The sequence below is a fragment of the Mycobacterium sp. NGS19 genome (assembly GCF_059813155.1).
Window position 1 is genome coordinate 93,831 of record NZ_JCALEB010000008.1, and the last position, 12,344, is coordinate 106,174.

The 12,344-nt window shown below is 69.8% G+C and carries 12 protein-coding genes; 3 read left to right on the forward strand and 9 right to left on the reverse strand.

Annotated features, from left to right (window positions below; all coding sequences use genetic code 11):
• Positions 1 to 6: 6 nt before the first annotated feature.
• Positions 7 to 1,428: an NAD(P)H-hydrate dehydratase gene (locus AC5Y4N_RS20570; protein WP_499911377.1), complete on the reverse strand. Its 1,422-nt coding sequence runs from the start codon at positions 1,426 to 1,428 to the stop codon at positions 7 to 9.
• A gap of 112 nt (positions 1,429 to 1,540) precedes the next feature.
• On the reverse strand, positions 1,541 to 3,406 hold the full coding sequence (gene glmS / locus AC5Y4N_RS20575; protein ID WP_499911376.1) for a glutamine--fructose-6-phosphate transaminase (isomerizing): 1,866 nt from the start codon (positions 3,404 to 3,406) through the stop codon (positions 1,541 to 1,543).
• Positions 3,407 to 3,461: 55 nt separating this feature from the next.
• On the opposite strand from glmS, the gene AC5Y4N_RS20580 reads away from it, so the two are divergent.
• Positions 3,462 to 4,316 (forward strand): dienelactone hydrolase family protein, encoded by an 855-nt coding sequence (locus tag AC5Y4N_RS20580; RefSeq protein ID WP_499911374.1) that lies wholly within the window; start codon positions 3,462 to 3,464, stop codon positions 4,314 to 4,316.
• Here the strand turns inward: AC5Y4N_RS20580 and AC5Y4N_RS20585 are convergent.
• From AC5Y4N_RS20585 to rplM, 7 genes are all read right to left on the reverse strand, one after another.
• Entirely contained in the window at positions 4,306 to 4,479 is a 174-nt protein-coding gene (locus AC5Y4N_RS20585; protein ID WP_499911372.1) for a hypothetical protein, read from the reverse strand. The genes AC5Y4N_RS20580 and AC5Y4N_RS20585 overlap by 11 nt on opposite strands.
• Positions 4,476 to 5,954 (reverse strand): hypothetical protein, encoded by a 1,479-nt coding sequence (locus tag AC5Y4N_RS20590; protein ID WP_499911369.1) that lies wholly within the window; start codon positions 5,952 to 5,954, stop codon positions 4,476 to 4,478. Before AC5Y4N_RS20590 ends, AC5Y4N_RS20585 begins: the two co-directional genes overlap by 4 nt.
• 2 nt (positions 5,955 to 5,956) lie before the next feature.
• Positions 5,957 to 6,259 carry a type VII secretion target gene (locus AC5Y4N_RS20595; protein ID WP_499911367.1) on the reverse strand — a complete coding sequence of 101 codons (303 nt, stop codon included), beginning with the start codon at positions 6,257 to 6,259 and terminating at the stop codon, positions 5,957 to 5,959.
• Positions 6,260 to 6,296: 37 nt separating this feature from the next.
• Positions 6,297 to 7,634 (reverse strand): phosphoglucosamine mutase, encoded by a 1,338-nt coding sequence (gene glmM / locus AC5Y4N_RS20600; protein ID WP_499911365.1) that lies wholly within the window; start codon positions 7,632 to 7,634, stop codon positions 6,297 to 6,299.
• A gap of 144 nt (positions 7,635 to 7,778) precedes the next feature.
• The gene (locus tag AC5Y4N_RS20605) at positions 7,779 to 8,450 is read right to left on the reverse strand and encodes a hypothetical protein (protein WP_499911360.1); all 672 of its coding nucleotides are present in this window, start codon (positions 8,448 to 8,450) and stop codon (positions 7,779 to 7,781) included.
• A gap of 226 nt (positions 8,451 to 8,676) precedes the next feature.
• Positions 8,677 to 9,108: a 30S ribosomal protein S9 gene (rpsI, locus tag AC5Y4N_RS20610; protein ID WP_499911536.1), complete on the reverse strand. Its 432-nt coding sequence runs from the start codon at positions 9,106 to 9,108 to the stop codon at positions 8,677 to 8,679.
• A 20-nt stretch (positions 9,109 to 9,128) separates the two neighbouring features.
• Positions 9,129 to 9,572 (reverse strand): 50S ribosomal protein L13, encoded by a 444-nt coding sequence (gene rplM, locus AC5Y4N_RS20615; RefSeq protein WP_499911358.1) that lies wholly within the window; start codon positions 9,570 to 9,572, stop codon positions 9,129 to 9,131.
• 296 nt (positions 9,573 to 9,868) lie between these two features.
• Between rplM and AC5Y4N_RS20620 the strand changes: the two genes are divergently transcribed.
• On the forward strand, positions 9,869 to 11,455 hold the full coding sequence (locus tag AC5Y4N_RS20620; RefSeq protein ID WP_499911356.1) for an APC family permease: 1,587 nt from the start codon (positions 9,869 to 9,871) through the stop codon (positions 11,453 to 11,455).
• Positions 11,456 to 11,463: 8 nt separating this feature from the next.
• Complete coding sequence (locus AC5Y4N_RS20625) at positions 11,464 to 12,330, forward strand: urea amidolyase associated protein UAAP1 (protein ID WP_499911354.1); 867 nt, start codon at positions 11,464 to 11,466, stop codon at positions 12,328 to 12,330.
• Positions 12,331 to 12,344: the final 14 nt, after the last annotated feature.

Consider the following 12,344-nt stretch of genomic DNA (forward strand, 5'->3'; position numbering starts at 1 on the left):
CTTTCGTTACAAAGCGGCGACGGCTGAGCGGATGTGGGCCAGGATGCGCGACGCCGACGTGGGCGCCGGCGCCGGACCCGGGTCGGCGGCCGAGAGGTTCGCGGCGCGGGCGTGGACGAACGCGGCCGTGGCGGCGGCCTCGGCGGCGGGCAGCCCGTGGGCCAGCAGCGCACCGATCATCCCCGACAACACGTCGCCGGAGCCTGCGGTGGCCGCCCATGCCGCGCCCGCCGAGTTGAGGTAGACCGGGCCGCCCGGCTCGGCGATCACGGTGACGTAGCCCTTCAGCAGCACGGTGGCGCCGAACCGCTCCGCGAGCCGGCGGGTGGCGCCGACACGGTCGTCGCCGGGGGGTTCGCCTGCGAGGCGGGCGAATTCGCCGGCGTGAGGAGTGAGGACAGTCGGCGCCTTACGATTCGTGACGGCCTCGGGGTGGTCGGCCAGGATCGTCAGCGCATCGGCGTCGACGATCACGGGCAGCTCCGTGTTCAGCGCGAACCACAGCGCACCGGCGCCGGCGTCACCGGTGCCGATGCCCGGCCCGACCACCCACGCCTGCACCCGGCCGGCAGCTTCGGCGGTGGCTGTGGCGATCACCTCCGGCCAGTGCGAAAGCACTTGTGCCGCAGCACTTCCCGCATACCGGACCATGCCTGAGGTGGCAGCGACGGCAGCGCCCGTGCACAGCACGGCAGCACCGGGATACGTGGCGGACCCCGCAAGAATTCCGGTGACACCCTGGGTGTACTTGTCGTCATTGCGGTGCGGCACCGGCCAGCGTGTCCGCGCGTCGTCAGCCTCGAAGCCGAGCACGTCCGTCGGCGGCAGATCCAGTCCGATGTCGACGAGTTCGACACGCCCGCAATCGCCCAGAGCGTGCCCAGGTTTGAGTCCGCCGAACGTGACGGTCAGCGCCGCGTGGACGTGCGGGCCGGTTGTTGCGCCGGTGTGGACGTCGACGCCACTGGGGATGTCGACGGCCACCACGGGGATGCCGGCGTCGTCGACCGCGGCGAACACCTCGGCGGCCGCCGGCCGCAGCGGCCCGGAGCCGGAGATGCCGACCACCCCGTCGATCACGAGATCGGTTGCGGCTGGGACGGTTTCGGCGATGCGACCGCCGGCGCGCAGGAAGGCCGCTAAACCCTTCCTGTGCGCCTTGTCGGGGTTGAGCAGCACCGCCGCGGCGCTGACTCCTCGGCGGCGCAGAAACGTCGACGCCCACAGCGCGTCGCCGCCGTTGTCTCCTGAGCCGACGACCGCGCAGATCTTTCGGCCCGCGACGCCGCCGGTACGGGCCCGCAGCTCCCGAGCGACCGCCACCGACAGCGGATAGGCGGCGCGGCGCATCAGCGCACCCTCGGGCAGGCTGGCCAGCAACGGGGCCTCGGCGGCGCGGATCGCCTCGACGGTGTAGTAGTGCCGCATCAGCTCCCGTTCTAGTCGATCAGCTCACGCCGGACGCCCGAGTGTGCAGTTTCGTACGGTCACCTCGGCGTGTCGCGTACAGAACCGCACAGTCGGCGCGATCGGATGCCGGCTATTCGACGGTGACGGACTTGGCCAGGTTTCGCGGCTTGTCGACGTCGTAGCCGCGGGCCTGCGCCACTGACGCCGCGAAAACCTGCAGCGGAATGGTGGACAGCAGTGGCTGGTAAAGCGTTGAGACAGCTGGGATTTCGAACAGATGGTCAGCGTAGGGCCGCACGGTGTCGTCGCCCTCCTCGGCGATCACGATCGTGATCGCACCGCGCGCCTGAATCTCGCGGATGTTGCTCAGCAGCTTGGCGTGCAGTTGCGCCGAGCCCTTCGGCGACGGCATCACGACGATCACCGGCAGACCGTCCTCGATCAGCGCGATCGGCCCGTGCTTCAGCTCGCCGGCCGCGAAGCCCTCGGCGTGCATGTATGCCAGCTCCTTGAGCTTGAGCGCTCCTTCCAGCGCCACCGGGTAGCCGACGTGGCGGCCGAGGAACAGCACCGTCGGCGACGACGCGAACCGGCGTGCGACGTCGGCGAACGGTTCGACGCCGGCGAGCACCCGCGACACCAGCTCGGGCATCGCCTCGAGTTCGTGGTACTCGCGTGCGACTTCATCGGCGTATTTGGTGCCGCGCGCCTGGGCCAGCGCCAAGCCGACCAGGTAGTTCGCCGCGATCTGCGCGAGGAACGTCTTGGTGGACGCCACCCCGATCTCCGGTCCGGCGCGGGTGTAGAGCACCGCATCGCATTCGCGCGGGATCTGGCTGCCGTTGGTGTTGCAGACCGCCAGCACCTTGGCCTTCTGCTCTTTGGCGTGCCGCACCGCCTCCAACGTGTCGGCGGTCTCGCCGGATTGCGAGATCGCGACGACCAGCGTGCTGCGGTCCAGCACCGGGTCGCGATAGCGGAATTCGCTGGCCAGCTCCACTTCCACCGGCAGGCGCGTCCAGTGTTCGATCGCGTACTTGGCCAGCAGCCCGGAGTGGTAGGCGGTGCCGCACGCGACGACGAACACCTTGTCGACCTCGCGCAGTTCCTGGTCGCTCAACCGCTGCTCGTCGAGCACGATGTGCCCGTCGACGAAGTGCCCGAGAAGGGTGTCGGCCACTGCGGCGGGTTGCTCGGCGATCTCCTTGAGCATGAAGAACTCATAGCCGCCCTTCTCGGCAGCCGACAGGTCCCAGTCGATGTGGAACTCGCGGTAGCCGCCCACGTCCTCGCCCGCGAAGTCCGTGACGCGGTACCCGTCGGCAGTGATCACCACCGCCTGGTCCTGGCCCAATTCGACGGCGTGGCGGGTGTATTCGATGAACGCGGCGACGTCGGAGCCGATGAACATCTCGCCGTCACCGATGCCGAGCACCAACGGCGTGGACCGGCGCGCGGCGACGATGGTGCCGGGTTCGTCGGCGTTGGCGAACACCAGCGTGAAATGGCCTTCGAGGCGGCGCAGCACGGCCAGCACCGACGCGACAAAATCGCCTGCGGTGTCGCCGAAGTGGTACTGCCGTGACACCAGGTGCACCGCGACCTCAGTGTCGGTGTCGCTGGCGAATTCGACGCCGGCGCCTTCCAACTCACGGCGCAGCGTCGCGAAGTTCTCGATGATCCCGTTGTGGACGACCGCGATTTTGCCGGTGGCGTCGACGTGCGGGTGGGCGTTGCGGTCGGTGGGCCGGCCGTGCGTGGCCCAGCGGGTGTGGCCCAGGCCGGCGTGACCTCGCAATGCGACCGGGTCGGTGCAGTCCAGCGCCTCGCCCAGGTTGGCGAGCCGACCCGCGCGCCGGTGCACGGCCATGCCGCCGTTGCCGTCGAGGATCGCGATGCCGGCCGAGTCGTAGCCGCGGTACTCCATGCGGTGCAGTGCCTGCACGACGACCTCGCAGGCAGGACGCTGCCCGACGTAGCCGACGATCCCGCACATAGGTGACCAGGGTAGTGGAACCGTGGGGTCCGGCGGGGTCCGCTACCGTTCACCCATGGCCCGGACCCGCAAACTCTTCAGCGCGCTGACCCGCCGCGGCCCCCATCGGGTTCTGCGCGGTGACCTGGCGTTTGCCGGGCTACCGGGGATCGTCTACACGCCTGAGTCGGGCTTCAATTTGCCTGCGGTGGTGTTCGGGCACGACTGGCTCACATCCGCCGACCGCTACCACGGCACGCTGGAGCACCTTGCGTCCTGGGGAATCGTCGCTGCGGCCCCCGCCACCGAGCGGGGGATGGCACCGTCGGCACTGAACTTCGCCTACGACCTGCGCACAGCGCTGGACATCGTCGCGGGGGTGCGCCTCGGCGCCGGCAAGATCAGCGTGCATCCCAACAAGCTCGGGCTGGTCGGACATGGTTTCGGCGGGTCGGCAGCGGTGCTGGCCGCCGCCGGCCGCTCGCAGGGATCGCGTTTCACACCCAAGGCGGTGGCCGCGCTGTTTCCGACGGTCACCCGGCCGGCCGCCGAGCAAGCGGCCACGAGTTTGACGATCCCGGGGCTGGTGCTTACCGCGCCCGGGGATCCGCAGACCCTGCGGTCCAACGCGGCGGAGCTGGCCCGGGCGTGGGACGGCGCTGTGCTGCGGATCGTCAAGAAGGCCAAGCCGGGCGGGCTGATCGAAGGACGGCGGCTGGCGCGCGTGGTGGGGCTGCCGGCTGCCGACCGCAGCACGCAGAAGGTGGTGCGCGCGCTGCTGACCGGATATCTGCTGCACGTGCTGGCGGGAGACAAGACGTACCGCGAGTTCGCGGACCCCGACGTGGTGCTGCCGAAGACCCAGCCTGTCGACCCCGACGCCGATCCGGTGGAGATCGAGGACAAGGTCGTCGCGCTGCTCAAGCCCTAGCACCGAAGGTCGGCGCTCTGCAGCGCCGCTGCCGGTCGGCGGGTTTGAGGATCCGGCCGTCGCGCGTGTCGGTTCTCGGCGTTTCTGCTGGCCGCTCGAGGTGGCTGATCGTGTCGGTGTATTCGGCGAGGATGTCGGCCAGTCGGCCGTTGACGTCGGTCACTGCCCGGCCTGCGGCAGTTCGTCGGCGGCAATCTCACACGGTGTGGCAGTGCCGGGCGGTGCAGGCGCCGGAGCCGGCGGTTGCGGCGGTTCGGGAGCTGGCGGTTCAGGCGCCGGCGGTTCCGGCGGTTCCGGCCCCGGCTCCGGCGAAGCAGGCGGCGGCTCCGGCGACGCAGGCGGTGACTCCCCCGGCGGCGTTTCTTCCGCCGGCTGCTCACCCGGCGCTGTTTCCTCCGCGCTGTCCGCTGTCGGCTCCGGATTCCCTTGCTCATCGTCTTCCTCTGCGCTGCAAGGGTTTTCGTTGTCCACGCCCTCCTGAGACGGTGGTGTGTCGTTCGGCTTTTGGTCCTCGGTGTCGTCGGACCCCTGGTCGTCAGCCTCGGGCGCGTCGTCGAGCGCCGGCAGATCCGGCAGACCCGCATCGTCCGCCGATGGCAGGAGCCCGCCGAGAACGTCGGCGAAGCGTTGGCCGAGCCCGTCGAGGCCGGGCGCGGCCAATGGTGCCGTCGCCGGCGACGCTGTCGGGGTCGGCGCCGCGGGAGTCTCCGCCGGCATGGCGCCCGGCATCGAGGCCGGCATGCTCGCCGGCATGCTCGCGGGCATCACGGCTGACGGCGGATACGACGGCGCGGAGGCCGGATACGACGGCGCCGCGTACGACGCTGGCGGCGGTGGTCCCGGCGCGGCGGGCGGGGCCTGCGCCGATTGGGTGGTGGGAGCGGCATCGTGGGCGTGCATGTCGTCGGTTTCTGGATCCGCCGCCGGCGGCGGCGCCGGCTGCGGCCCCAAATCGCCCGGCACGTCGAACCGCACGGGCGCCGCCGACGTCAACCCGGAGATCGCGGCGTCGTAACTGCTGTCGACGGATGCCATCGCCGTTCGCACCGCTGTCAGCCAGTCGACGCGAATGTCGTTGTCCACGAAGGGTTTCACCTGCCGGTCGAGCAGTTCACTGGCCGCCGCGCGGTCACCGACACCGGTGATCACGGTCTGCGCGGCGGCCAGCCAGGCCGGCCGGTCGCCGCCGCGGCGCTCGTCGATCGCACCCACCGCAGCCACCTTGGAATCCACCAGCTTCCACAGCGTGTCCCGAAGGCCACCAAGGGCATCCGCCGCCGTGCGCGTCATGGCTGCCACGCTGTCGGCCGCGTCGCAATGCCCACGCACGAAGTCCTCGGCGGACGCAGCACCGGCTCCCTGCCATGCCCCGGCGAGCCGGCTCAGCTGTTCGCGTTGCCGCCGCAGCGCGCCCTCGGCGGTTGTCGCCACCTCCTGCAAAGCCGACCGGTCCGCGTCGAGCACCCGCAAATCCATGCCGTCCTCACTGGAGAACCAGTCGCGGATCTGCGCCGGATGCAAAGTCAGGTCGGGGTTCTGATAGTCCACGAGGTGGCATGCCCACACGTACGTCTGGGTGTCGTCGACAGCTTGGCGTGCTTCCGCCAGCCTGGCGGCGACGTCGAATTCGGCGCCCATGGTTAGTCGAACCGGGCAGCGCTGTGCTGGTCGGCGCTCACATAGCGGTCGGCACTCGCGCGCAGTGCGGCCGCGATCTCCGAGGACGCACGCGCCCACGCGGTCAGCCCGTCGGCCACCGGGTCGAGCGACGCGCGCAGCGCGTCACCGCGCGCGGCATGCATTCGGCCCGCGGTGGCACCACCGAAACCCAACCGCCACAGATGCATTCGCACCGCCGCCTGCACATCCTCGGCCGTCGCGTCGAATTCCGCTGCGATGTCACGCACCGCGTCCGCGTCGACCCGCGCGCTGTTTGATCCCATACCGGCTACGACGCGCGGCAGGGTGATGCGGTTCCGGCTAGTTCTGCTCGCTGACGCAGGTGGCCACGCGAATCGCAACCTGTTTGGCGGTGTCTTCGTCGGGAGCTTCCACCATCACGCGCACGAGCTGTTCGGTTCCGCTGGGGCGCAACAGGATTCGTCCAGTGTCACCGAGCTCGGCTTCTGCGTCGGCGACGGCCGCCTGTACGGAAGGCGCTGCCGCCACTGTGGTCTTGTCGGCGACCTCGACGTTGATCAGCACCTGCGGCAGCGTGTGCATGGCCGACGCCAGTTCGCGCAGCGGCCGGCCGGTTTGCGCCATCCTCGACATCAGCCGAAGACCGGTCACGATCCCGTCGCCGGTGGTCGCCAGCGCGGGCATCACGATGTGACCGGACTGCTCGCCGCCCAGCGCATAGCCGCCGGCGCGCAGTTCCTCGAGGACGTAGCGGTCGCCGACGGCCGTGGTGCGGACCTCGATTCCGGCCGCCCGCATCGCCAGGTGCAATCCCATGTTGCTCATCACCGTCGCCACCAGCGTGTCGGAGGTCAGTTCACCGGCCTCACGCATCGCCAGCGCGAGGATCGCCATGATCGCGTCCCCGTCGACCGCGTCGCCGTGCGCGTCGACGGCCAGGCACCGGTCGGCGTCACCGTCGTGGGCCAGCCCCAAGTCGGCCCCATGGCGCAGGACAGCGGCTCGCAGCGCATCGATGTGGGTGGACCCACAGCCGTCGTTGATGTTCAGACCGTTCGGCGCGGCGTTGATCGCGAGGACGCGCGCGCCGGCGGCCTGGTATGCGCGAGGCGCTGCCGTCGAGGCAGCTCCGTGAGCGCAGTCGACGACCACGGTCAGCCCGTCGAGCCGGGTGGTGACGGCCTTGCCGACGTGGCGCAGGTACCGCTCGAGCGCGTCTTCGGCGTCGACGACCCGCCCGATGGCCGCGCCGACCGGCCGCTCGGCAGGGTTGGTGGAGACCAGGCGCTCGATGTCGTCCTCGGTGGCGTCGTCGAGCTTGTGGCCGCCCGGCCCGAAGATCTTGATGCCGTTGTCAGGCATGGGGTTGTGCGACGCGGAGATCATCACACCGAACTCGGCGTCGTAGGCGCTGGTCAGATAAGCCACCGCTGGGGTGGGCAGCACGCCGACGCGCAGCGCATCGACGCCCTCACTGGTGATACCGGCGATCACCGCGGCCTCGAGCATCTCGCCGCTGGCCCGCGGATCGCGGCCGACCACCGCGACGCGGCGGCCGTGGCGCGAGGCGGCGCCCAGCCGGCGCGCGGCCGCGGATCCGATGGCCAGGGCAAGCTCGGCGGTCAGCTCACGGTTGGCCACGCCGCGGACACCGTCGGTGCCGAAGAGTCGAGCCATGCGCACAAACTTCTCACAGTCGGACGTGGAAGACACAAACAATGAGGTCGTCAGCCATGTTGCCGCCTGATCGCTACCCCGGCGATACCCCGGACAGCACTCACCGCCCGCACCTCGCGGGCGCGGGCGGTGAGGTTCTGCCGGTTAGCTCGACGGCGTCACGCCACCCGACGTCGGCGTCATCTGAGCCGTGTTCGGCTGGCCTGCCGGCGCCCCGTTGGGCTGCTCCGAGACGTTCTCGGTGTTCGGGCCGGCGTTGGTCGCGTTCGGCGTGCCCGCCGGGGCGTTGTTGGCGTTCGGATTGCCCGCCGGCTCAGTGCTGCCGTTCGGGTTGCCCGCCGGCGTGTTGGTGCCGTTCGGCGTGTTCGCCGCCGGCGCGTTGGTGGCGTTCGGCGAACTCATCGCATTGTTCTGCGCGATCGTCACGACACCCTGCGGACTGTCACAGGTGGTCGTGGGCAGCAGCCCCGCGTCCACCTGGTTGGCCAGTGCGGTGATGTCGCGGACGTTCACCGTGGACTGGTTGTTGGCCACGCCGGTCACGTTCGCGCCGTTCGAGTTCGGCGTGTTCGCCGTCGGCGTGTTCGCGTTCGGACCGTTCTCGGCGGTGCCGCACAGCAGTCCCGCGATCTGCGACGCCACGTTGACGTTCACGTCCTGCAGGAAGTTCTGGTCGTTGCCCACACCGAGGTTGACCAGCTGATCGTTGATGACGTTGGCACCGGGCGCCGCAGTGGCGATCGCAAGTCCGCCGGTACACACCAGCGATCCGGCGAGCACCGCGCCCGCGCCAACTCGCTTGAGGTTGTTTCGCATGGATAACTCCTTTTCGTCAGGAAGCAGCGATCCGGACACCGTCGTGCTTGGTAGCACCGGTGGCAGGGTCGGCCTGCCTGGCGCGAAGAAACGCCCCCTGCTCCCGCAGAGGGGGTTTCCACACTTGGCGGCGAAGCCAAACCTCGATTGCGGAATTACCCCAAAAAATCAGGCGCCGAGCGTGATTGATGTCACACGTCCGGCGCCTGATAGAGCTGCTGGGAAATCAGCGCTTCGAGTACTGCGGCGCCTTGCGGGCCTTCTTGAGGCCGTACTTCTTGCGCTCGGTCGCACGCGGGTCACGAGTAAGGAACCCGGCCTTCTTCAGCGCAGGCCGGTCTTCGGGCTGCACCAGGATCAACGCACGGGCGATCGCCAGCCGCAGCGCCCCGGCCTGCCCGGAGGGGCCGCCGCCGTCGAGGTGGGCGTAGATGTCGAAGCTGTCCAGCCGGTCGACGGTCACCAGCGGCGCCTTGATCAGCTGCTGGTGCACCTTGTTGGGGAAGTAGTCCTCCAGGGTGCGCCCGTCCAGGTTGAACTTGCCGGTGCCGGGCACCAGCCGGACGCGCACCACGGCCTCTTTCCGACGGCCGACGGTTTGGATGGGGCGGTCGATGACAACCGGCTCGCGCGCCGCCGTCTCCTCGGTGGTCTCCACGGTCGTGTCAACTGGCTGGGTCACTGGCTCACCTGCTTGATCTCGTACGGAACCGGCTGCTGGGCCGTGTGCGGATGCTCCGGTCCGGCGTAGACGCGCAGCTTGCGCTTGATCTGGCGGCCCAGCCGGTTCTTGGGCAGCATGCCGACGATCGCCTTCTCGACGACGCGGTCGGGGTGCTTTTGCATCAGGTCGCCGACGGAACGGGCCCGCAGGCCGCCGGGATATCCCGAGTGGCGGTACGCGAACTTGTTCTGCAGCTTGTTGCCGCTGATGGCGACCTTGTCGGCGTTGACGACGATGACGAAGTCGCCGCCGTCGACGTGGGGGGTGAACGTCGGCTTGTGCTTGCCGCGCAGCAATGTGGCAGCTGCGGCGGCAAGGCGGCCGAGCACGACGTCCGTGGCGTCGATGACGTACCACGTGCGCGTGGTGTCACCGGCCTTCGGCGTGTACGTGGGCACAGCGCTTACCTCTCGACTCGGGTGGATCCCGGATGACCCGGGCGCCGGTCACGGCGTCGCGGCAGGGCATGCTCTCGGCGACCGACATTGACCCGAGGCCCAGTTGGCGTACCGCGCGCCAACCGAGCAGCCTACCTGTGCGCGTAATCGCTGGTCAAAACGCGCGTCGGCGCGGGCCGCCCGGCTCCCGGTGAGCCGAAACACGGAATTTACGCCGAGGACTCACCACCGCGACAGAAACGTCCGACGCTCTTACCTGTCAATCGACAGGTATTCCTCACGCGTCAGGAGCACGGATGAGCGCACCGGAACTCACCGCACCGTCCCGGCCGGATGGCAGCCCAGCCCGCGGTCATGTCCATACGGGCTACCAGCAGGAGCTGCGCCGCGGCGTCGGATCGTTCGCCTCGTTTGCGGCCGGCTTCTCGTTCGTGTCGATCCTGACCACTGTGTTCCAGCTGTTCGGGCTCGGCTTCGGGCTCGGCGGCGCGGCGTTCTTCTGGACCTGGCCGGCGGTGTGGGTGGGCCAAATGCTGGTGGCCCTGTGTTTCGCCGAACTGGCGGCGCGGTGGCCGATCTCCGGCGTCATCTTCCAGTGGTCGAGTCGCCTCGCCGGCACCACGATGGGCTGGTTCGTCGGCTGGACGATGATCATCGGCCAGATCCTCACGGTCGCGGCGGCCGCGATCGCCACCCAGGCCGTGCTGCCGAGCATCTGGTCGGGCTTTCAGATCGTCGGCGGCTCGGCGGCCGACCCGGCGCTGACGTCGCCCACCGGAGCGCAGAACGCGGTGCTGCTCGGCGTGGTCATGCTGGTGATCGCCACGCTGGTGAACGTCTCTGGCGTGCGGCGGATGGCGGTGTCGACGAGCGTGGGGGTGGTCATCGAGATCGCCGGTGTCATCGCGCTGGTGCTGCTGCTGTTCTTCCTGCCCGAGCGCGGCCCGGACGTCGTTCTCAGCAACGAGGGCTGGTCCGGCGGCGGCTACCTGTCGGCGTTCCTCGCCTCGTCGCTGATGGCGGCGTACGTGATGGTCGGCTTCGACTCGGCCGGTGAGCTCGCAGAGGAGACGCACCGCCCCCGCAAGACCACTCCGCGCACGATCCTTCGCGCTCTGGTCATCTCGGGCATCGGCGGCGGGCTGCTGATCCTGGCGGCGCTGATGTCGGCCAGCAGCCTCACCGACGGCAAGCTGGCCACCGGCGGGCTGGCGTGGGTGCTCACCGACCGGCTCGGCGAGGTCCCCGGCCGGCTCTTGCTGTCCTGTGTCGCGGTGGCGATCTTCGCGTGCACGCTGGCCGTGCAGACCTCGGGCACCCGGATGATCTACTCGATGGCCCGGGAGCGGGCGCTGCCGCTGCACCGCTACCTCAACCGGGTATCGCCCCGCACCGGAACACCGATCCTGGCCACGATCGTGGTGGGCGCCGGCGCCGCGATCGCACTGCTGGTCAACATCAAGCAGGCCGCGATCTTCACCGCGCTGTCGAGTCTGTGCATCGCGATGCTGTACCTGGCGTATCTGGGTGTCACGCTGCCGCTGCTGGTGCAGCGGATCAGGCACCGCAACACCGACCGGTTCCCCAGCGGCGTCGACGAAGACGGCGCGCCCCAGTTCTCGCTCGGAAAGTGGGGTGTGCCAGTCACATTCGCGGCCGTGATCTACCAGATCGGCATGGTGGTCAACCTGATGTGGCCGCGCCGGGAGATCTACGACCTGACCGGTGACACGTGGTGGCTGCAGTGGAGCGCGCTGCTCTTCCTCGGCGTGTCGCTGGCCGTCGGCGCCGTCTATTTCGTGCTGCGGCGCCTGCACCGGCGCATCGAACTGGCCCACATCCCCCACACCCACGTGCCCGCCCACGTGCCGGAAACCGCGTGAGGACACCGATGACGATCTCGCATCACCAGCCTCCGGCACACCAGGCCCGCCGCACCGACAGCGTCGGCAACGCCCGGGCCGACGCGCGCGCCCGGGCCGGCCAGACCAGCCAGTGGATGCCGTACCTGCCGGCCTCGTCGAGCCCGTACTGCCCGCCGGGGGTGACGCCTGAAGATCTGGTGTGGGCCGAAACCGTTGCGCCGGGCGGATACACCCACAAGGTGCTGGCTCGCGGCACCCGGCTGCGGCTGGACGACCCGACCGGCGACGCCTGCGCGCACCTGCTGGTGTTCAACGCGCTCGAGCCCGTCGAGCGGCTCAACGTCGCCGACACCACCAAGATCCCGTGGCAGGCCTACCTGGGCGCCGATCACCCGCTGCTCTCCGGCGACGGCCGAGTGCTGGCGACGATCAGCGCGGACACCTCGGGTCGCCACGACGCGTTCTGCGGCACCTCCACCGACTCGTGGAACCTGCGCAAATACGGCGACGCCCGCGCCCACGGCCCCTGCCCGTCGGGCCGGGCGCTGTTCGTCAAGGCCGCAGCCAAACACGGGCTGGGCCGGCGCGACCTACCACCGAGCGTGTCGTTCTTCCAGGGCGTGCGGGTGGCCGCCGACGGCGAGCTGGTGTGGCACGGCTCTGCCGGGCCGGGCACGCACGTCGAGCTGGTCGCCGAGCTGCCTCTGCTGGTGCTGCTCGCCAACGTCGCGCACCCGCTCGACCCGCGACCGGACTACGTGGTAGGCCCGCTGCGGGTGCACGCCTGGCGGGGGCGGCCCACCGGCCCGCAGGACGAAAGATTCAGTGCCACACCGGAACTCAACCGCGCCTATCTGAACACTATCGACTATGCGGAGGCCCGAGGACTGTGACCAACTCGACCGTT